The sequence below is a fragment of the Mammaliicoccus sp. P-M58 genome, assembly GCF_022386165.1.
Taxonomy (GTDB): domain Bacteria; phylum Bacillota; class Bacilli; order Staphylococcales; family Staphylococcaceae; genus Mammaliicoccus; species Mammaliicoccus sciuri.
Window position 1 is genome coordinate 111,635 of record NZ_JAJNJI010000010.1, and the last position, 20,468, is coordinate 132,102.

A 20,468-nucleotide genomic window follows, 5' to 3' on the forward strand; every position below is an offset into this window, starting at 1 on the left:
TACCTCCTAAAATTATACTAGAAAAGTATAACAGTAATCTTTTACTGTATAAAATGATTGCACTTATAAAACAACTAAAAATTTTTGGTTGATTTTGGTTGAAAGTGAATGAAAGTGATTGACATTAAAATGAAAACGTTTTATTATGTAGAGGAATAGGGGAGATTGTATGTTAACGACTGAAAGACACCAATTAATATTAGAAGAGATTAATTTACGGGAAACAGTATCTCTACAAGAACTTATTAATTTGACGAATTCAAGTACATCAACAATTAGGAGAGATTTATCTCAACTTGAAGAAAGAGGTTTGCTCAAAAGAGTTCATGGTGGTGCAACTCAAATTGCAAAGCGCCATGAAGAGCGTAATATGACAGATAAAGAATCGCGACATCAAGATGAAAAACAAGAGATTGCACGATTAGCTGTCAGTCAAATTTCAGACGGAGATACGATATATTTAGATGCTGGGACAACTACTTTAGAAATGATTCCATTTATTACACAACAAGATATTATCGTTGTAACAAATGGTTTAACACATGTAAGACCGTTATTAGAAAAAGGAATTTCGGTTTATATGACAGGTGGAGAAGTAAAGGCAACGACATTTGCGAATATAGGCGTCAATGCAGTTAAATCCCTTGAAAGATATCGTTTTGACAAAGCTTTTATTGGTATGAATGGCATTGATTTGAACTATGGGTTAACGACACCAGACCCGTACGAATCTGAAATGAAAGAAAAGGCTATTCATTTAGCATCTCAAGTATATGTCTTGTTAGATCATTCTAAATTTAATGAAGTATCGTTTGCGGAAGTGACATATAAGAAATCAATAGAAATATTAACTTCTCACAAAGCGATTCAAACATTAACTAATTTAAATCAATTTAAAGAAAAATATAAAATTAACGGAGGACTAAAATGATATATACAGTTACGTTTAATCCATCAATTGATTATGTAATGTTTACAAATCAATTTGAAGTAGGTGAATTAAACAGAGCACATGAAACAAACAAGTTTGCTGGTGGAAAAGGTATTAATGTTTCTCGAGTACTTCAAACATTAGATATCAAAAGCACAGCGACAGGTTTTATAGGTGGATTTCCTGGAGATTTTATTAAAGATGCACTTAATCAAGCAAACATCTTAACAGACTTTGTAGAAGTTAAAGATGATACAAGAATAAATGTGAAATTGAAATCTGGTTTAGAAACTGAAATTAATGGACCGGGGCCAAATATTGAACCTCATGACTACGAAGAATTTTTAACGAAAATGAAAAATACGCAATCAGAAGATACGGTTATAATTGCGGGCAGTGTGCCAAGTTCACTACAAAATCCAGTATATCAAGAAGTAGCAGAAATACTTAAACAGACTGGTGCGAATTTAATCGTGGATGCTGAGAAAGATTTGATGAAATCAGTACTAGCATATAATCCGAAATTTGTTAAACCAAATAAACATGAATTAGAAGAAATATTTGATAAACAAATTGAAACGGATCAAGAAGTCATTGAATGTGCTGAGCAATTATTAAATGAAGGTGCTCAAGCAGTCATAGTTTCACTCGGTGGAGAAGGTGCTATTTATGTGGATCAACAAACACGATTAAAAGCTATCGTACCAAGTGGTCAAGTTGTGAATACAGTTGGTTCAGGTGACAGTACTGTTGCTGGTATGGTAGCAGGATTAGAAGCAGACAAAGACATAGAATCAGCATTTCAATTAGCGGTAAGCTGTGGTACAGCAACAGCATTTAATGCGGACTTAGCTAATATAGAAGATATAGAAAAAATAATTTCTAAAGTAATCATTAAACATGTTTAAAATAGGGAGGTTATTAAAATGAGAATTACAGAACTATTAACGAAGGAAACTATTGCAATGGATCTTTCTGCAACAAGTAAAGATCAAGTCATTGATGAGTTAGTTGCGCAATTAAACAGCGCTGGGAAATTAAGCAATGAAGCAACTTTTAAACAGGCGATTCATGCAAGAGAGTCACAAAGTACAACAGGAATTGGTGAAGGTATTGCGATTCCTCATGCTAAAACAGATGCTGTACAATCCGCTGCGATTGCTTTTGGTAAATCTGTTGAAGGTGTAGATTATCAATCATTAGACATGCAACCAGCTCATTTATTCTTTATGATTGCAGCGCCAGCTGGTGGTGCACAAACACATTTAGATGCCCTTGCTAAACTTTCAGGCATTTTGATGGATGAAGATGTAAGAGCAGAGTTATTACAAGCGAAAAGTAAAGAAGAAGTATTAAATATCATTAATAAGCATGATGATGAAGCTTCAGATGAATCTTCAGAAGCAGCAGTAACGAATGCAGAAGCGGATTCTGAAAAAGGACTTGTATTAGCTGTAACAGCATGTCCTACAGGTATTGCACATACTTATATGGCTGCAGATGCGTTGAAAAATCAAGCTAAAAAAATGGGTGTGCCAATTAAAGTTGAAACAAATGGCTCAGGTGGTATTAAAAATCACTTAACTGATGAAGAAATTGAAAAAGCATCTGGTATCATTGTGGCTGCAGATGTGCATGTTGAAACAGATCGTTTCGATGGTAAAAACGTGATTCAAGTTCCGGTTGCTGATGGTATTAAACGTCCAGAAGAATTAATCAATATGGCACAAGACACGTCACGTAAACCATTCGTAGCTAAAGGTGCGAAACAAAGTAGTGCATCTAGCAATGAAAAACAAAGTGTATCTAAGACGATATATAAACACTTAATGAATGGTGTTTCAAATATGTTACCACTTGTTATATCTGGTGGTATCTTGATGGCAATCGTATTCTTATTTGGTGAAAACTCATTCGATCCAAAGAGCGGACAATATAACGAATTTGCAGCTAATTTATGGTCGATTGGTAGTGAAAGTGCATTTAAATTAATCGTGCCTATTTTAGCAGGTTTCATCGCTAGAAGTATTGCAGATAAACCTGGTTTTGCATCTGGTTTAGTCGGTGGTATGCTAGCAGTAGCAGGTGGTTCAGGGTTCTTAGGTGGTATTATCGCTGGTTTCCTTGCAGGTTACTTAACAGAAGGTATCAAATATGTATTTAAGAACTTACCTCAAATGTTTGAAGGTTTAAAACCTACATTAATTTATCCAATTTTATCAGTATCACTTACTGGATTACTTATGGTGTATGTGGTAAATCCACCAACAGCATGGTTAAATAATTTATTATTAGACGGATTAAATAACTTATCTGGTTCTAATATTATGTTATTAGGTTTAGTACTTGGTGCAATGATGGCAATTGATATGGGTGGTCCATTTAATAAAGCTGCATATGTATTTGCGACAGCAGCGTTAACTGAAGGAAACGCTGCAGCAATTACTGCAGCTATGGTCGGTGGTATGATTCCGCCAATAGCAATAGCAACAGCGATGTTAATATTTAGAAAGAAATTTACTAAAGCACAAAAAGGTTCTATTATTCCAAACTATGTGATGGGGTTATCATTCATTACAGAAGGTGCTATTCCATTTGCAGCAGCAGATCCATTACGTGTCATTCCATCAATGATGGTTGGTTCAGGTATTGGTGGAGCTTTAGCTTTAGGTTTAGGTTCAAGAATTCAAGCACCACATGGCGGTATCTTTGTTATATTTGCAACTGACTTCGGTCATGTATTACAAACATTACTAGCAGTAGTTATCGGTGCATTAGTTGCAGCAATTATTTATGGTGTTATTAAACCGAAATTAACGAAAGAGCAACTTGAAATCGCTGAAGAAGTAGAATAATCAATATATCGTGTTAAATTTAAAGCTGTCTACAAAGTTGTGACTTTGTAGACAGCTTTTTTAGTCATTGCTTTAATTCCTCGGCCAAAAGTATGATGCTGATTTAACATGTTTAAAATTGAAAAGTTGGGGAAATTTTTATATGATTAAATTAAATTATTATAATATGTAGAAAATGGTAAACATAGGGAAAGATGTGAACAATGTTATATTACAAGACAATTATTAAATCAAATGACGCAGAATGGGTTACGTTGATACACGGAGCTGGTGGTAGTTCTTCGATTTGGTTTAAACAAATGAGATATTATAGGAGACATTTTAATATATTACTCGTGGATTTAAGAGGGCACGGGAAGTCTGCGAATAAAGAATGGAAGAAAAATGATTCGTTTGAACATTTAGCAAAAGAAGTTGTAGATGTATTGGACCATTTGAAAATAGATAAGACTCATATTATTGGCATGAGCCTTGGCACAATAGTTGGCCAAACAATGGCGCAATCATATCCAGAGAGAATTACGACATTGGTGTTAGGTGGCGCCATCATTAATGTGAATTTAAGGACTAAATTCTTGTTAGCTATCGGCCGTACGATTATGAATTTTGTGCCGTATATGTTGCTTTATAAATTATTTGCTTACATTATTATGCCTAGGAAAGCTCATGAAGAATCTCGCTTAAGATTTGTGAATGAAGCTAAGAAAGTGTCTCAAAAACAATTTATCAAATGGGTTAAATTAACGAAGCTTGTAAATCCTTATTTAGCACATTTACAAGTTGCAACAAGAGATATTCCGACACTCTTTATCATGGGGGAAGAAGATTATTTGTTTATGCCTCCAGTTGAAAGACTCGTTAAAGAGAATGAAAATTTTTCAATAGAAATAATAAAGAAAGCTGGTCACGTATGTAATATTGATCAACCTGATGCTTTTAATAAAATTAGTTCTAAATTTATCATGCAACATGTTGGAACGACGACTATATAAAGAATGTATGTGTAGATTTCTACATTTACATTCTTTCTTATATCATTTAAATTGTGGCGAAAATATGCTACACTAAAAATAATATGCTAATATCGGGGGAGGTGACGCTAAATGGGAAGGATTTAGTTTTGAAAACGTATACCGTAAATAAACTTATTGAAAAAAATCATACAAAGGTGGCCATAGCGTCACCGCAAAATATTTGGAGGTGAATCCCTAGAAATAGGGAACTAATTGGAAATTTCGACCATAATAAACTTTATTGTATTCTTTATATTAATTGCATTTACAATGGTATTTGTAGGATCTGAATTCGCACTTGTAAAGGTGCGTATAACTAGAATTGAACAATTAATTTCTGAAGGAAGTAAATCAGCTAAAATTGTACATAAAATGATCAAAGAACTAGATTATTATTTATCTGCATGTCAGCTTGGTATTACTGTAACATCACTTGGATTAGGTTGGATTGGTGAACCAACATTTGAAGTATTAATACATCCTGTATTAGACTTCTTTAACTTACCAGATGCATTAACAACAACTTTCTCCATAGCGATCAGTTTCTTAATTGTAACATTTATCCATGTAGTAGTTGGTGAATTAGCACCAAAAACGGTAGCAATTCAACAGGCAGAAAGACTTACACTTGTCTTCGGCCGACCATTATATTATTTCGGTATCGTTATGAAACCGTTAATTTGGTCAATGAATGGCGCAGCACGTATTCTAGTTAGAACAATAGGTATTCAACCTACTAACGAAGAACAAGCAATGTCAGAAGAAGAATTAAAGCTTATCATGACTCAAAGTTATCAAAGTGGTGAAATCAATCACACTGAGTTAGCTTATATGCAAAATATTTTCTCGTTCGATGAAAGATTAGCAAAAGATATCATGGTACCTAGAACACAAATGGTTACATTAACAGAACCATTTAATATTGAAGAATTATTAGAAATTATAAATGAACATCATTATACACGTTACCCAATTACTGAAGATGGCGATAAAGACCATATTAAAGGCTTTATAAATGTTAAAGAATTTTTAACAGAATACGCTTCAGGAGAACAAATTAAAATTAATAACTACGTACATGACTTACCACTTATTCATGAAGTTACAAGAATCAGTGATGCATTAGTAAAAATGCAAAAAGATCATGTGCATATGGCGTTAGTTATTGATGAATATGGTGGTACAGCTGGTGTCATCACGATGGAAGATATATTAGAAGAAATCGTTGGTGAAATTCGTGATGAATTTGATGATGACGAAGTAAATGACATCATTCAAACTGGTGAAGATACTTACCAAATTAACGGTCGTGTAACTTTATCAGAACTAGAAGAAAAATTCGGTATTGATTTCGTAGATTCAGACGATATTGATACAATCGGTGGTTGGTTACAAGCGCATAACCCAGAAATTGAAAAAGACGACTATGTCGATACAGAATTTGATAAATGGGTTGTCATTGATGTTGAAAATCATCAAATTAAGACAGTTGCTTTACACAAAGATTTTATAAAAGAAAGAAAAAGTATATTTGACGAAGACGAAGAAGACGAGGATTAAAAAGTGAGCAAAACTACATTAACATCATTATTTAGGTTTACAGGATATTTAGAAGGTGGATCATTACTGTTATTAGTATTTATAGCAATGCCTATCAAGTATATGTTGAGTAATCCAAATGTAGTTTCAGTATTAGGCATGATACATGGCGGATTATTTTCAATGTATGTCATCATGATATTGGTAATGGCAGTTATTGTTAGAATTCATATAAAGTGGCCAGTCATTGCTTTTATAGTAGCATTTATTCCTTTTGGAACATTTATATTTGATCATTTCTTTGTAAATGGCAAATCTTATGAAAAGATAACGCAATAATAAATTGATATTAAGAGCATGGGACAGATATTTAGTTCCTGTGCTCTTTTTTTATTGCATGAATTACAAAAGTCGGTTGAACTGTAACTAAGGCAGTCCATAGTAACAAAAGTCGGTGGAAGTGTAACTAACTCCGCTCATACAAATGTCGTCAGAAGTCCAAAATAGACGCATACTGTTTTGTTTTAATGAAGATCATCATGTAAAATAGGAAATATAGTAGATAGATTGAGAGAGGAACCATTTTTATGAGAATAAATAAATTTCTAAGTGAAGCTGGTGTATGTTCGAGGAGAGGTGCTGATAAATGGATAAGTGCTAATCGCGTTCAAATTAATGACGAATATGCGGCACTAGGGTCTCAAGTTGAAAGTACGGATGTTGTGAAGGTTGATGGTGAAGTTATTACAATTGATAAAGGTTATGTATATATAGCACTTAATAAACCACGTGGTATCACATCTACTACTGAAAGACATGTTAAAGGTAACGTTGTAGACTACGTCAATCATCATGAAAGAATTTTTCATATTGGTAGATTAGATAAAGATTCAGAAGGATTATTACTCCTGACAAGTGATGGTGATATAGTGAATGAAATATTACGTGCTGAAAATCATCATGAAAAAGAATATGTCGTTTCAGTAGATAAGCCATTAACGAAAGACTTCTTAAAGCAAATGTCTGAAGGTGTTGAAATTTTAAATCAAAAGACGCTCCCAGCGAAAGTATCACAAATTAATGATAGAACATTTAAGATTGTTTTAACACAAGGTTTGAATCGTCAAATTAGACGTATGTGTGAAACGTTAGGATATAATGTTAAAAAATTAAAAAGAATTCGTATCATGAACATTAAGCTAGATGGTATTAAATATGGTGAATGGCGTGATTTAACGAAAGAAGAATTTGAAGAACTGACACGTTCGCTCGCTTATACACCTAAAAGAGACCGTATGACATCTAAATAAAGGGGATAATAAAATGGTTAAATTAAATAGCAATGTAGAGATACCAGAATTAGGTTTAGGCGTATACAAAATTGAAGATGCTGATGTTGAGAGAGTAGTCCATACAGCAATTGCTGCAGGATATCGAGCGATAGACACAGCTTGGTTTTATAAAAATGAAAAAGCATTAGGCGCAGCTTTAAAAACATTAAATATCAATCGAGAAGATTTATTTATTACAACTAAATTATGGAATGACTTCCAAGGGTATGATGCAACTATTAAAGCGTTTAATGACTCATTAGAATCATTGCAACTTACGTATATCGATATGTATTTAATTCATTGGCCATGTCCTGAAGATGGATTGTTTATTGAGACGTATAAAGCACTAGAAACGTTATATAAAGAAGGCAAAATTAAAGCAATTGGTGTATGTAATTTTAAAGAACATCATTTAGATAAATTATTAGCTGAAACTGAAATTGTACCTGCAGTTAACCAAGTTGAGTTTCATCCATTATTTAATCAAAAAGCATTACAAGCATATTGCGAAAGTAAAGGAATTAAATTAATGGCATGGAGTCCTCTAATGAGAGGTGGCGAATGGTTAAAAAACGCAGATTTACAAAGTATAGCAGATCAGTATAATAAGACTGTTGCACAAGTTATTATTAAATGGCATTTACAACAAGGTAGACTCGTTATTCCAAAATCTCAAAACGATAATAGAATCAGAGAGAATTTTGATGTATTTGATTTTGAATTGAGTGATGAAGATTTAGACAAAATCGACCAATTAAATACAGATGAACGACAATTTAGAGATCCAGATGAAGTTAAAATTGGAGATATGAAGTAAAATATAGAACCTTCACAGATTTGTTTGAATTAAGATGTATTTCATATGCATCTTTTAGTAAAATGAAACTGTGGAGGTGTTTTATTTGTTTAAATTTAAAAAACCAAATCAACATGGTGTATGGTCAATGATTGTACTACCAATCGCATTCGGAATTGCAGCAACTGGTTTTACATACTTTCATTTATTATTGTATTTAGGTGTACTGGCATCTTATTTCATGAGTGATCAAATCTTCTTCTACTTAAAGAAAAGGAAGAAAATAATAGGTTATATTTATACGGCAGGCATATTTGCTTTGATTGTCGTCATATCTTTTATACCAATCGTATTACATAAACCAGTTACGATATGGATTTTTCTACTGATGGTACCTTTATCATTATTAAACGCCTATTTTGCTAAAAAGAAAAATGAAAGAGCATTTACTAATGATTTAATAGCTGTTTTGATATTCTGTTTATTTGGTGTGATCAGTACTTTATTAAATGTATCTATAACAGAAGTTCAATCTTGGTTACCAGTCTTTATATTAAGTTTCTTATATTTCTTCGGTACAATTTTATACGTTAAGACGATGATTAGAGAGAAAAAATCCGTAAAATATAAATGGTCATCTTGGATTTATCACTTATGTATAGTTGTTGTAGGATTCTTTATACATCCACTCGTTATGTTGATGTATATACCGAGTTTAATACGATCAATCGTTTTATATGGTAAGAAAATAAAAATTATGCATGTAGGCTTAATTGAAATAGCTAATTCAGTATTTGTATTAGTAGTTGGATCTATATTTTTACATTAAAAAAGCAACCATCCGCAGATGGTTGCTTTAACTTTATCTATTAATTGAAGATTGATTATTTTTTGATCAATTTCAAAATAAATGATAATACAAGAATTAAAATGATTGAACCGATTAGTGCTGGTATGATTGCGACGCCACCCCATACTGGACCTAAATCTCCAAGTAAAGAACCACCAATCGCTGAACCAATTAAACCGGCAATAATATTACCGACTATGCCGCCAGGTATATCTTTACCTAATATAACACCTGCTAGCCAACCTATTAGCCCACCTACGATTAACATTAATATAAAGCCCATTTGAGTGTACCTCCTTAATTATATTTCTTATTACTATAGTTAAGTACCCTGTTATTCGCTATGTGAAACATAATAAGAAGTTTTGAATAACTTTTGCCATAAAATAAACATGATATAAAAAAGGAACACTGGTATTAATAGGAACCAATGAGGCGTAAGGACAATCATACATATTAACGCTACAATCGATAATATCTCACCAACTAAACGTGGGTGAATAAAGTATCGATATATACCATTTTGGTAGATTTTTGCGAGCCTTTTACCGTCTGATTCAATAGGTTCTGTGAATAACGATAAATAAGCAATGATTTGTCCAAATATAAATAAACTGACACCTAAATAAGGTACTGATTGATAAATTGAAAGTGTACTATCTAAGTAAACAATGTTTAAAGACATACTAAATACAATTGTAATGATATAAAGTACGAAATATTGATTTTCAATGTAGTTTGGAACGTATTTAATTTGAATCCATGTATGTAAAAATGCCCATATAAGTAACATAGTCGTTACTGCAATCGTGATGAAGTTGATTTCTTTGATGATTATAAAGGATATTAAACCATTCAAAGCAATTGTGATTGAAATTGCGTAATGATTGATACGCGATTTCTTATTCATTACTACAAAGTTATATGACATCAAGACGATACACAGAATGATATTAATTGAAACGAGGAATGCCATATCTGTCTCCTGCCTTAAAATAGTCTCATCTAAGAATTATAACAATTTCTAAACATATAATCACTAAATATATGTTTTGTAAAAAAATTTAAAGACCCTTTGACAAATGAATTAAACTCTAATAGTATAAAAGTAAGCTATCTTGTAATACAAAATAGCTGTGAAATTTGGAAGAGGTTATTAAGATGTCGACAATTAAGACACAGATGAGAAAAGGGTTATTAGATGCTTGTATTTTATCTATAATACAATCTCAACCAGTATACGGTTATGAATTATCTCGCAAATTAAATGAACATCAATTTACCGATGTAAGTGAAGGAACGATATATCCTATTTTACTTAGATTATTAAAGAAGGATTTTATTTATAGTGAGTTTAAGCATAGTGAAAAAGGGCCTAAAAGAAAATATTATTATATTACAGATAAAGGTCGCGAAGAATTAGAAATCGTACGAAAAGAATGGCTTGAAATTAAAGATCCTATTACTAAATTGTTAAAAGGGAGCAATGAAGATGTCTAGAACAACTAAACAACTGGTCAAAGAAAACAACGAGAAGAGAAGGCAGCTAAATGAAGCAGATTTAGAAGTTTATGAAGATTTCTTATTATATGTTAGAACGGATTTAAGAGTAAATGAACATGAATCAGAAGTCATATTAATGGATGTCCTTGATCATTTATTAGAAGCTGTTTCGAATGGCACTACTGCAATTGAATTTTTCGGTCATGATGTTAAAGGTCATGCCGATGATATATTAAACGAACTACCAAATGAATCTAATAAAGCAATTTTAAAAATGGTAGGAATGGGTGTAGCGTACTTCTATAGTGTATATTTTGTTATTACAGGTATAGTAGGTATATTTGTTGATTATAAGACACCACTTATATCTACACTTTTCCTTTTACTTATCGTGCCAATAGGTGGATTCTTTATTGTTAAAGCATTATTCAATATTATCCAAAGATATATCTTTGATAAATCTAAATATAAGAAGATAAAAGAATCAGCATATGCTGGACTATTAGTTGGTGTTATACCAGCAATTCTAATATTAGTACCTAATCTTGTATTTAAAGATATGATGAAAGTTTATATTCCTTGGTGGATTTTCCTTATATTAGGCATAGCAATTTACGCTATATATAAAGTCATGAAAAGACAGCCAAAAGCTGTATAAATAATAGACCAATATAAATAAGCACATCACTTAACTAGAATTTTCAAGGTAGTGATGTGCTTATTTTATATTTTGTATGCTATTTCCTAGGAAATATTAAACACCTTTTTTATTACTCCATAACAGTGTATGTAGCTGTGGTAAGACAAAAATATCATTTAAAGTATCATTCATTACTTTATCAATCAGTTGTTCATATTTTTCGAGTAATTTCTCAGTATGGTTTGAAACGCTATCGTCTAGATAAGGATTACCTACTTGTAAATAGAATGGGATAGTAGGATATCGCTTGTGTATATCTTTAGCAAATTGATAGTCTGCTTCGTCGAAAATCACAACTTTAAGTGAAAGACTTTCTTCTACACATTGTGCGATAACTTCATCTAGTATTGTTAAATTAGGTTTCATACCAGAACTTGGTGGCTTAGGACTAATCGTTAAGTCATCGATTAGCGTCATCCATTCTTGGAATTTAGACCCTTGAGTTTCAAGTGCGGTCTTTATATTGCGTGCTTTAAGAGCTTCTACGAACGGACCTATATTTTTAATCAGAGCAGGGTTACCACCTGATATCGTAACGTGTTGATATTTATTTGGAGCGAGTTGATCTAATTCAGAAATAATATCTTCTGGTTCAAGTAATCGAATATCATCTTTAGCTGAGCCATCCCATGTGAAACTTGAATCGCACCAACTACATCTATAATCACAACCACTTGTTCTAACAAACATCGTTTTTTGACCAATGACTGCACCTTCACCTTGAATCGTTGGACCGAAGATTTCTAACACTGGTATTTTAGGCATTGTCGTCACCTTTCTTAGTTGGACGGTAAACGACATAACTTGTAGGTGTTTCTCTCACAAATACTTGTACACATTTAGGTTTGTTATCGCGCTTATTTAGAGATGCTTGAACGATATTATAAATTGTTTGAGCTACTTGTTCAGTAGAAGGACTATAATCTTTGAATTCTTCAAAGTCATTTAAAAGTTGATGATCATAACGTTTATGGATTAATGATTTTAATTCGCTAAAGTTTACTAAAAAGCCCATTTTATCTAATTCGTCGCCAGCAATTGTTAAATTAACAAAATATGTGTGTCCATGTACGTTCATACATTTACCGGCTTCTTCGTGTGGAATATAATGTGCACTTGAAAAATTAAAGTCTTTATTTAGTTCGAAAGCATAAGGGTGTTGAACGCTCGGATAGATTTGTTGTAACATTATAAACTTCCTTTCGTTTCTAGGTATTGGTCTAATCCTTGTTTTCTTAATTTACAAGCAGGACATTCACCGCAACCATCACTCATCACACCGTTATAACACGTTAATGTTTTTTCTCTAACATAGTCTAATGCACCTAATTGATCACTTAGTGCCCAAGTTTCTTTTTTATTCAACCACATGAGCGGTGTGTGAATGACGAAATCTTTATCCATTGATAAGTTAAGTGATAAGTTCATAGATTTAATAAAACTATCTCTACAATCTGGATACCCGCTAAAGTCTGTTTCGCAAACACCTGTAATAATATGTTTAGCACCAATTTGGTATGCTAATGCACCGGCAAATGATAAGAATAGTAAATTACGTGCTGGCACAAATGTATTAGGTATATCATTTTCATCATTTTCTATTTGCATTGTATGGTCTGTTAGTGCATTAGGGGATAGTTGTGAAAGTAATGACATATCTAGAATATGATGCTTTAATCCTTGTTCTTTGGCAATATCTTCAGCAACTTTAATTTCTAAATCATGGCGTTGGCCATATTGAAACGTCACTAATTCTACTTCTTTAAAATGTTCTTTCGCGTAGAATAAGCATGTTGTACTATCTTGTCCGCCACTGAACACAACAACTGCTTTTTCATTTTTTAATGTTTCTGACATAGTGTTTCTCCTTTATAAAGGCATAAAAAAAGCCTGCCTTCTATAAAAAGGTAGACGTAGGTGTCTAGTTTTTTATAGAGGGTGTAAGCTAGTAACCTCTTAGTTTATTGAATATACAAATGATAATATAATCAAATTGTAAAAGCAAGTTTAGTATATGGTATGATTGACATGAAATTAACGAAAGAAGAGCGAATAAACATATGATTATAATGATAGATAACCATGATTCATTTACATATAACATTATCGAGTATATTAATATACTGACGAAAAACGAACAAATAAAAATTTTGAAATCTGAAGAGGCAACTTGTGATGTTGTACGTGCAATTAATCCAGACGCTATGATCATTTCACCTGGCCCTGGTCATCCAGATGATTATGTACAGTTAAAGGCGTTTCTTCAATCTATTTATAAAGATATACCCATATTAGGTGTATGTCTTGGTTTTCAATTATTGATATCTACTTTTGGTGGCAAAGTCGTAAAAGGTCCACGTCCTGTACATGGGCATACAGCAACGATTAAACATGATGGGAAAGGTATGTTTGAAGGATTGCCTGAATCATTTGAAGTGGCAAGATATCATTCTTTAATAGCAGATAAGCACCATATACCTGAAGGGTTTACGGTTTCAGCATGGTTAGAAGAAGGTATCCCGATGGCTATACGTCATCAACATTTACCAATTGAAGCGGTACAGTACCATCCGGAAGCTATATTAAGTGAATATGGATTAGAACAAATTGCGAATTTTTTAGTAAAGGCAGGTGTAGAGATTGAAGACACATATACAATTTAAATATATTTCAGAAAGTCAAATAGAAGAGAAATTAGATTATAAATTTGAGGACCCTATTGTCATTAAATATGCAAGAACGATTGAAGAAGTATCAGACCTTGTACATGAAGCAGAGCGCTATCAGAAGGAAGGATACTATGTTGTTGTGACTTTACCATATGAAAGCGCAGCTGCTTTTGATTCGACGTTAGATGTGTTTAAACCGTCTCATCATTATGGGAGTATTCAAGTATTCGAACAACCGGTCTCACACTTTAATGACAAAACGCATTATACATATATAAATGAACATGTTGAATGGCGAAGAACAGATTCAGATAAACGTTTATCAAACAATATACATGCTATTCAAGATGAAATTAGACTAGGAAATACGTATCAAGTTAATTATACGACAAAACTTGAATCAGAACCGATCCGTCATGGTTATGCCTATTATCAAGCACTCACTGAGGATGCTAATGGAGATTATCAAGCATATATTGAACTTGAAGATGAAACGATTATATCGATTTCACCAGAACTTTTCTTTCAATATGGTCCTTATCAACAAAGGCCAAATACAATATTAACGAAACCAATGAAAGGTACAATTTCAAGAGGAAATTATAAAGCAGAAGATCAAACAAATTATGAACAACTTAAGCATTCTAAAAAAGATAGAGCAGAAAATGTCATGATTGTAGATTTACTTAGAAATGATTTAAGTAAAATTTCTGAAGTTGGAACGGTTAATGCCATTGATTTATTTAAAATCGAACCTTATCAAACGGTATATCAAATGACCAGCACGATTCGAAGTCAATTGAAAGCACAACAATCATTATTTAACCTACTTCAAGCACTGTTCCCATGTGGCTCGATAACAGGTGCCCCAAAGGAATCAACGATGGCCATTATCAAACGATTAGAGAATAGACCAAGAGGCATATATTGTGGAACGATAGGTTTGTTATTACCTGATAATAGAATGATTTTTAATGTTCCAATTAGAACGATACATTCAAATTCAGAAAGAGCAGTTTATGGCGTTGGAGCTGGTATCACAATAGATTCGAATGCTGAAGCTGAAATTGAGGAATTCATAATGAAGTCTAAAATATTAGAAAGCCGACATGTAAATCTCATTGAAACGATGAGATTAGAAAATAGAAAAGTCCAAAGACGCGAGGAACATACGCACAGAATTTCTACAAGTGCTGAAGCGTTAAATATTCAATTTAATAACGACGAATGGGATACTATGCTTAATGACATGGTTAATACTTATGTAGATGGCACATATAAATTAAGAGTTGAATTAAATTCAGATGGTACATTTAATGTTAATGCTTCACCAATAATTGATTCATCTCAATCTTTAACAGCTCAGTTGTTACAGAGTAAACGAGTTTCTTCTATTTATACGATACACAAAACAACTGAACGTCAGCATTTTCAACATAATCATGATACAGATGTCATATTGTATTATAATGAACAGAATGAAATCACGGAATTTGATATTGGTAATGTTGTTATTAAAATAGGTGATGCATATATCACACCTCCATATCATGGACAATTTTTAAACGGTTGTATGAGGCAAGCATTATTAAAGGATAACCTCATTGAAGAAAAAAATATAACTGTGGATGAGTTAATCAATGATATCGAAAGGTCAAATTGTGAAATCTACATGATCAATAGTTTGCGAGAATGGACTAAAATAGATTTAAAATTATGATGGCAATATAAAGATACAAATAGTAAAATAGTAAACATCATATAAGGACGGGTGAAAAAAGATGTTCTTAACATTATTATATTTAGTAATAGTGATAGTAATTGCATTTTACTTAAAGCGAATCGTTTTAGGTGAATTGAGAAAAGAGAAAAATAAGCAAAGTTTTGCGTATTTATATATTGGATTTGCCGTTGCAATTGTTTTTGTAGGCTTATTTGTAAATCAATTAACACATGTATTTATTGATTTAACAGATGTATTTTATCGTAAATAATGATGCTTTATATATAGCAGAATAGAATGAGGTGTCTTAAATGCGCATATATCCTAAGGGCGATTCTGCATTGACTGTAATGAGCGATCGTGAACCTTCGAGACAGCTAACGCATGAAATTAATGAATTTAGATTAGAAATATTAAATCAAGATATGCCTTTTATAGATGAGGTTATACCAAGTGAAAATAGTTTAATGGTTGTGTATCATCCATATAGCATGATGATGAACCATGGTATCAATGAGCCATTTAAATATATGACTGAATTTGTAGAACGTATTATTTATCAGAAAAAGCAAGACATTAATGATAGAGAAGTTACAAAGGAATCGATTATGATAGATGTCATTGTAGGTGGCGAATATGGTCCGGATTTTGATACGTTAACAGACTTAACAGAAGAAGAACAAAGACAAGTGTTGGAATCTAGAACGTATTTTGTTTCAATGATAGGTCATACTCCAGGATGTCCTTATTTATCTGGATTAAGTCATCGATTGCATTCAGGTAATGCACAGTTTAAACAGTTTATCCCTAAAGGATCATTGTGTATCGAAAGAGATAAATTATTTATTACGACAACTGATACAAGTGGTGAATGGCCAGTCATTGGTTGGACGAATATTGAAATATACGACAGACAAAATAATGTTTGTAAGCTTAATTTTGGTGATGATGTCACCTTAAATATTGTAGATCAACTGCAAAGCAAGGATGGAGGGTATAAGCCATGTCATTAATTATTCGAGAAGCTGGAATATACTCTTCGATTCAAGATTTAGGAAGGCAAAAACAGCAACATATTGGCATTGTTAAAAATGGTTCAATCGATCAATTAAATCATAGACTCGCTAATATGCTTGTAGGTAATGAAGAAGGGGAAGCTCTAATCGAAATGACGATTAAGTTGCCATCTATTCAATTTACAGAACCAACTTTAATCGCATTTACGGGGGCGAATTTCCCTGCATTTGTAGATGGAAAGAAAATAGCACCATATAAAATTCATTTGATGGATAAAGGTGAAGTATTAAAATTTGGTGAAGCATCTAAAGGTACGAGAGGTTATTTAGCAATTGCAGGTGGTATTGTTGCTGAAGAATGGTTAGGTTCAAAATCTACGAGTATCCGCTTAGAAATGGGTGGCTACCACGGTCGTACTTTACAAGCAGGCGATGAAATCGAAATGTGCCGTAACTACACCCCTTTACAAAAAAAGCTATTTGAAAATCTAGAAGAATGCAAAACAGCTTCATGGGGCGTAGACCAATATACGTTAGCCTTAAATTATTTAACAGATATATTCCATGTTATATCGGGAGAAGGTATGACACACTTTAATGAAGCAGAGATTAAGCATCTTGAGAGCCAAGTTTATAAAGTATCTAATCGCTTTAATCGAACAGGATTAACATTAGAAGGAAACTCCGTTATTAATCGTAGAATCGTCGATCAGTCATTTTTAAGTGTTAAAAAAGGTACTGTTCTATTAAATGAAGGGAATCAACCGGTCGTGATGTTGAATGATCATCAATCATTATCCAGTTATCCTCAAATTGGAACAATTGCTTCTTATCATATCGATAAATTAGCACAAAAAAAGCAAGGTTCAAAACTCATCTTTAAGAAAATAACAATACAAGAAGCGGAACGCAATATGAGAAAACATGCTCAATTCGTTAAGCAAATAAAAACCGGCATCAGATATAAATTAAATGAAGAATTAAACAAGTAATTTCTATGTGTGAATTGTGTCTATTGTGTGCACTTTTTACACATTTCTTATTTGTATTTTAGGTTTTTAGTTGAAATTTATTGTAAAATAGTATAAATTATAATACTGTACATTAAATATTACAAGAATATTACAACCTTCAATAATATGTAATGAAATAATAATGAAAATTGATATGAGTTGAGATACGGAGGAACGGTATGAAAACTAAAAATAGGAAGATAGGCGTCTTTACTTTCTTCTTGCTAACGATTTTAGCAATAGCGTTAAAGACTTATTTTGCCTATTATGTAGATTTGTCACTCGGGGTAAAGGGACTCGTACAGAATTTAATTTTATTAATGAACCCATACAGCTTGATTGCGCTAATATTGAGCGTATTCTTATTCTTTAAGGGAAGAAAGTCGTTCTGGTTTATTTTTATCGCTGGATTTGTACTATCGTTCTTACTATATGCGAACGTCGTGTACTTTAGATTCTTTTCAGATTTCTTAACATTTAGTACTTTGAATCAAGTAAGTAACGTAGAATCAATGTCTGGTGCGGTATATAGTTCATTCTCTTGGTACGATTTTATATATTTCACAGATACGATCATATTCTTATTTGTGTTGATCTTTAAGAGAAATAATTTATCAGTAAAAGCATTTCCAAAGAAATTTGTCCCAGTTGTTATGGGTGTAGCAGTAGCACTATTTTTCCTAAACTTAGCATTTGCTGAATCAGATAGACCAGAATTATTAACACGTACATTTGACCATAAATATTTAGTTAAATATTTAGGACCTTATAACTTTACGGTTTATGACGGGGTTAAAACGATTCAAAATAATTCGCAAAAAGCATTGGCAAGTGAAGATGATTTAACACAAGTTAAAAATTATACAAAGCAGAAATATCAAGAACCTAACAAAGAAACATTTGGTATCGCTAAAGACAAGAACGTTATTAAAATTCACTTAGAAAGTTTCCAATCTTTCTTAATTGACTTTAAAGTTAATGGTGAAGAAGTAACACCATATTTAAACTCTTTAGCAAAAGGTGATAAAGGTTACAAATACTATCCAAACTTCTTCCATCAAACGGGTCAAGGTAAAACAGCCGATTCAGAATTAACGATGGATAATAGTATTTTCGGTTTACCACAAGGTTCAGCATTCTCATTAAAAGGTGACAACACTTATCAATCACTGCCAGCAATTTTAAATCAACAAGGCGGCTATGAAACATCAGTTATGCATGGTGATTACAAAACATTCTGGAACAGAGATCAAGTGTACAAGCATTTTGGTGTAGATAAGTTCTATGATGCAACTTATTATGATATGCAACAAAAAAATCTTGAAAACTTAGGCTTAAAAGATGAAGTATTCTTTGATGAATCCATTTCACATCTAAAAGAACAAAAACAACCATTCTATTCTCATTTAATTACGTTGACTAACCATTACCCATTCACATTGAGTAAAGAAGATGCAACGATTGAGAAACCAGACACAGGTAGTGCAACATTAGATGGTTATATTCAAACAGCTCGTTATTTAGATGAATCATTAGAAAAATTCATGACAGAACTTAAAAAAGAAGGTTTATATGATGATTCAGTAATCATCATATACGGAGACCACTATGGTATTTCTGAGAACCATAATAAAGCAATGGCTAATTTACTTGGTGAAGATGAAATCACTCCAGCTAAATTCATGGACTTAAACAGAACGCCATTCTTTATGAAAGTACCAGGTCTTAAAGGTGGCGTCGATGAAACATACGGTGGCCAAACAGATGTAATGCCTACATTATTAGACGTATTAGGTATTAAATCAAACAACTACATTATGTTTGGTACAGACTTATTAGCTAAAGGACACGATCAAACAGTTGCATTTAGAAATGGTGACTTTATAACGCCAGAATATAAATCAATCGGTAGCACTGTGTACGACAATAAGACTAATAAACCTATGAAGACGAAACCTAAAGATTTAGAAGAAAATAAAAATAACGTCGAAAAAGAACTCGAATTATCAGACCAGTTATTACACGGAGACTTATTCAGATTCTATGATAACCCTGACTTCAAGAAAGTTAAGCCATCAAACTATGAATACAAATCCGGTAACGGTTATCAAGAAAAATAATTATGAGTAGATAAGTACCACAAAATCATGAGATTTTGTGGTACTTTTTTATGTTGGAAATGGGAGATGTGAGTTGGTGACTGGGGATGTATGAGATAGAGGGAGGTGTGAGTGATGTAGGGTGGAGAAGTATGATTTAGGAGATGTGAGAGGTTGAAAATGTACTTTTTAGTGAGGAATATGGGTTAAAGTTGGAGTAAACTCACTAGATTGGTCAAGATGTGAGTTAAAGAGGCAGTAAACTCACGAGATTGGGAAAGACGTGAGTTAAAGAGGTAATAAACTCACGAGATTGAAGAAGATGTGAGTTAAAGAGGTGGTAAACTCACGAGATTGAAGAAGATGTGAGTTAAAGAGGCAGTAAACTCACGAGATAGGTCAAGATGTGAGTTAAAGAGGTGGTAAA

Annotated in this window: 22 protein-coding genes; 17 read left to right on the forward strand and 5 right to left on the reverse strand. The window is 32.6% G+C overall.

Annotated features, from left to right (window positions below; all coding sequences use genetic code 11):
• The first annotated feature begins 169 nt into the window (after positions 1-169).
• The 9 genes from LQ694_RS11660 (at position 170) to LQ694_RS11700 (ending at position 9,297) form a co-directional block, all read left to right on the forward strand.
• Positions 170-931: a DeoR/GlpR family DNA-binding transcription regulator gene (locus tag LQ694_RS11660; protein WP_048539968.1), complete on the forward strand. Its 762-nt coding sequence runs from the start codon at positions 170-172 to the stop codon at positions 929-931.
• A complete protein-coding gene (gene pfkB / locus LQ694_RS11665; protein ID WP_058611520.1) occupies positions 928-1,839 on the forward strand; it encodes a 1-phosphofructokinase in 912 nt (303 codons plus the stop codon). Before LQ694_RS11660 ends, pfkB begins: the two co-directional genes overlap by 4 nt.
• A gap of 18 nt (positions 1,840-1,857) precedes the next feature.
• Positions 1,858-3,786 carry a PTS fructose transporter subunit IIABC gene (locus LQ694_RS11670; protein ID WP_239772067.1) on the forward strand — a complete coding sequence of 643 codons (1,929 nt, stop codon included), beginning with the start codon at positions 1,858-1,860 and terminating at the stop codon, positions 3,784-3,786.
• Positions 3,787-3,989: 203 nt separating this feature from the next.
• Positions 3,990-4,778 carry an alpha/beta fold hydrolase gene (locus tag LQ694_RS11675; protein WP_096791097.1) on the forward strand — a complete coding sequence of 263 codons (789 nt, stop codon included), beginning with the start codon at positions 3,990-3,992 and terminating at the stop codon, positions 4,776-4,778.
• Between the two features lie 234 nt (positions 4,779-5,012).
• A complete protein-coding gene (locus tag LQ694_RS11680; protein ID WP_048539964.1) occupies positions 5,013-6,359 on the forward strand; it encodes a hemolysin family protein in 1,347 nt (448 codons plus the stop codon).
• 3 nt (positions 6,360-6,362) lie between these two features.
• On the forward strand, positions 6,363-6,677 hold the full coding sequence (locus tag LQ694_RS11685; protein ID WP_096791098.1) for a DUF3817 domain-containing protein: 315 nt from the start codon (positions 6,363-6,365) through the stop codon (positions 6,675-6,677).
• 248 nt (positions 6,678-6,925) lie between these two features.
• Positions 6,926-7,648 carry a pseudouridine synthase gene (locus tag LQ694_RS11690; RefSeq protein ID WP_065380975.1) on the forward strand — a complete coding sequence of 241 codons (723 nt, stop codon included), beginning with the start codon at positions 6,926-6,928 and terminating at the stop codon, positions 7,646-7,648.
• A 13-nt stretch (positions 7,649-7,661) separates the two neighbouring features.
• Positions 7,662-8,489 carry an aldo/keto reductase gene (locus LQ694_RS11695; RefSeq protein ID WP_196968042.1) on the forward strand — a complete coding sequence of 276 codons (828 nt, stop codon included), beginning with the start codon at positions 7,662-7,664 and terminating at the stop codon, positions 8,487-8,489.
• Positions 8,490-8,565: 76 nt separating this feature from the next.
• Positions 8,566-9,297, forward strand: coding sequence for a YwiC-like family protein (locus LQ694_RS11700; RefSeq protein WP_231493066.1), 732 nt, complete (start codon positions 8,566-8,568; stop codon positions 9,295-9,297).
• A 55-nt stretch (positions 9,298-9,352) separates the two neighbouring features.
• On the opposite strand, the gene LQ694_RS11705 is transcribed toward LQ694_RS11700, so the two are convergent.
• Complete coding sequence (locus LQ694_RS11705) at positions 9,353-9,601, reverse strand: GlsB/YeaQ/YmgE family stress response membrane protein (RefSeq protein ID WP_025904751.1); 249 nt, start codon at positions 9,599-9,601, stop codon at positions 9,353-9,355.
• Between the two features lie 51 nt (positions 9,602-9,652).
• Positions 9,653-10,294 (reverse strand): hypothetical protein, encoded by a 642-nt coding sequence (locus LQ694_RS11710; RefSeq protein WP_037589261.1) that lies wholly within the window; start codon positions 10,292-10,294, stop codon positions 9,653-9,655.
• Positions 10,295-10,479: 185 nt separating this feature from the next.
• Between LQ694_RS11710 and LQ694_RS11715 the strand changes: the two genes are divergently transcribed.
• Positions 10,480-10,818 (forward strand): PadR family transcriptional regulator, encoded by a 339-nt coding sequence (locus tag LQ694_RS11715; protein ID WP_058611514.1) that lies wholly within the window; start codon positions 10,480-10,482, stop codon positions 10,816-10,818.
• Complete coding sequence (locus LQ694_RS11720) at positions 10,811-11,479, forward strand: DUF1129 family protein (RefSeq protein WP_058611513.1); 669 nt, start codon at positions 10,811-10,813, stop codon at positions 11,477-11,479. Before LQ694_RS11715 ends, LQ694_RS11720 begins: the two co-directional genes overlap by 8 nt.
• 96 nt (positions 11,480-11,575) lie before the next feature.
• Here LQ694_RS11720 and queE read toward each other — a convergent pair whose 3' ends face one another.
• From queE to queC, 3 genes are read right to left on the reverse strand one after another with little or no spacing between them, the layout of a single operon-like run.
• Complete coding sequence (gene queE, locus LQ694_RS11725; RefSeq protein WP_065380976.1) at positions 11,576-12,286, reverse strand: 7-carboxy-7-deazaguanine synthase QueE; 711 nt, start codon at positions 12,284-12,286, stop codon at positions 11,576-11,578.
• On the reverse strand, positions 12,279-12,710 hold the full coding sequence (gene queD, locus LQ694_RS11730) for a 6-carboxytetrahydropterin synthase QueD (protein WP_218696895.1): 432 nt from the start codon (positions 12,708-12,710) through the stop codon (positions 12,279-12,281). The genes queE and queD overlap by 8 nt, the downstream gene beginning before the upstream one ends.
• Complete coding sequence (queC, locus tag LQ694_RS11735; protein ID WP_058611510.1) at positions 12,710-13,378, reverse strand: 7-cyano-7-deazaguanine synthase QueC; 669 nt, start codon at positions 13,376-13,378, stop codon at positions 12,710-12,712. The genes queD and queC overlap by 1 nt, the downstream gene beginning before the upstream one ends.
• Before the next feature lie 203 nt (positions 13,379-13,581).
• On the opposite strand from queC, the gene LQ694_RS11740 reads away from it, so the two are divergent.
• The 6 genes from LQ694_RS11740 (at position 13,582) to ltaS (ending at position 20,062) form a co-directional block, all read left to right on the forward strand.
• Positions 13,582-14,184, forward strand: coding sequence for an anthranilate synthase component II (locus tag LQ694_RS11740; RefSeq protein ID WP_058611509.1), 603 nt, complete (start codon positions 13,582-13,584; stop codon positions 14,182-14,184).
• On the forward strand, positions 14,162-15,910 hold the full coding sequence (locus LQ694_RS11745) for a chorismate-binding protein (protein WP_070369019.1): 1,749 nt from the start codon (positions 14,162-14,164) through the stop codon (positions 15,908-15,910). The genes LQ694_RS11740 and LQ694_RS11745 overlap by 23 nt, the downstream gene beginning before the upstream one ends.
• Positions 15,911-15,971: 61 nt before the next feature.
• Positions 15,972-16,184 carry a hypothetical protein gene (locus LQ694_RS11750; RefSeq protein ID WP_049319709.1) on the forward strand — a complete coding sequence of 71 codons (213 nt, stop codon included), beginning with the start codon at positions 15,972-15,974 and terminating at the stop codon, positions 16,182-16,184.
• A 40-nt stretch (positions 16,185-16,224) separates the two neighbouring features.
• The gene (locus LQ694_RS11755; protein WP_049319710.1) at positions 16,225-16,926 is read left to right on the forward strand and encodes a carboxyltransferase domain-containing protein; all 702 of its coding nucleotides are present in this window, start codon (positions 16,225-16,227) and stop codon (positions 16,924-16,926) included.
• The gene (locus LQ694_RS11760) at positions 16,917-17,921 is read left to right on the forward strand and encodes a 5-oxoprolinase subunit C family protein (RefSeq protein WP_239772070.1); all 1,005 of its coding nucleotides are present in this window, start codon (positions 16,917-16,919) and stop codon (positions 17,919-17,921) included. The genes LQ694_RS11755 and LQ694_RS11760 overlap by 10 nt, the downstream gene beginning before the upstream one ends.
• A 200-nt stretch (positions 17,922-18,121) precedes the next feature.
• A complete protein-coding gene (gene ltaS, locus LQ694_RS11765) occupies positions 18,122-20,062 on the forward strand; it encodes a polyglycerol-phosphate lipoteichoic acid synthase LtaS (protein WP_049319712.1) in 1,941 nt (646 codons plus the stop codon).
• Positions 20,063-20,468: the final 406 nt, after the last annotated feature.

Excerpts from the sequence above, each read along its gene's own strand:
- LQ694_RS11660 (WP_048539968.1), top strand. The coding sequence starts at position 170 with ATGTTAACGACTGAAAGACACCAATTAATATTAGAAGAGATTAATTTA.
- pfkB (WP_058611520.1), top strand. The coding sequence starts at position 928 with ATGATATATACAGTTACGTTTAATCCATCAATTGATTATGTAATGTTT.
- LQ694_RS11670 (WP_239772067.1), top strand. The coding sequence starts at position 1,858 with ATGAGAATTACAGAACTATTAACGAAGGAAACTATTGCAATGGATCTT.
- LQ694_RS11675 (WP_096791097.1), top strand. The coding sequence starts at position 3,990 with ATGTTATATTACAAGACAATTATTAAATCAAATGACGCAGAATGGGTT.
- LQ694_RS11690 (WP_065380975.1), top strand. The coding sequence starts at position 6,926 with ATGAGAATAAATAAATTTCTAAGTGAAGCTGGTGTATGTTCGAGGAGA.
- LQ694_RS11695 (WP_196968042.1), top strand. The coding sequence starts at position 7,662 with ATGGTTAAATTAAATAGCAATGTAGAGATACCAGAATTAGGTTTAGGC.
- LQ694_RS11705 (WP_025904751.1), bottom strand. The coding sequence starts at position 9,601 with ATGGGCTTTATATTAATGTTAATCGTAGGTGGGCTAATAGGTTGGCTA.
- LQ694_RS11710 (WP_037589261.1), bottom strand. The coding sequence starts at position 10,294 with ATGGCATTCCTCGTTTCAATTAATATCATTCTGTGTATCGTCTTGATG.
- LQ694_RS11715 (WP_058611514.1), top strand. The coding sequence starts at position 10,480 with ATGTCGACAATTAAGACACAGATGAGAAAAGGGTTATTAGATGCTTGT.
- LQ694_RS11720 (WP_058611513.1), top strand. The coding sequence starts at position 10,811 with ATGTCTAGAACAACTAAACAACTGGTCAAAGAAAACAACGAGAAGAGA.
- queE (WP_065380976.1), bottom strand. The coding sequence starts at position 12,286 with ATGCCTAAAATACCAGTGTTAGAAATCTTCGGTCCAACGATTCAAGGT.
- queD (WP_218696895.1), bottom strand. The coding sequence starts at position 12,710 with ATGTTACAACAAATCTATCCGAGCGTTCAACACCCTTATGCTTTCGAA.
- queC (WP_058611510.1), bottom strand. The coding sequence starts at position 13,378 with ATGTCAGAAACATTAAAAAATGAAAAAGCAGTTGTTGTGTTCAGTGGC.
- LQ694_RS11740 (WP_058611509.1), top strand. The coding sequence starts at position 13,582 with ATGATTATAATGATAGATAACCATGATTCATTTACATATAACATTATC.
- LQ694_RS11750 (WP_049319709.1), top strand. The coding sequence starts at position 15,972 with ATGTTCTTAACATTATTATATTTAGTAATAGTGATAGTAATTGCATTT.
- LQ694_RS11755 (WP_049319710.1), top strand. The coding sequence starts at position 16,225 with ATGCGCATATATCCTAAGGGCGATTCTGCATTGACTGTAATGAGCGAT.
- LQ694_RS11760 (WP_239772070.1), top strand. The coding sequence starts at position 16,917 with ATGTCATTAATTATTCGAGAAGCTGGAATATACTCTTCGATTCAAGAT.
- ltaS (WP_049319712.1), top strand. The coding sequence starts at position 18,122 with ATGAAAACTAAAAATAGGAAGATAGGCGTCTTTACTTTCTTCTTGCTA.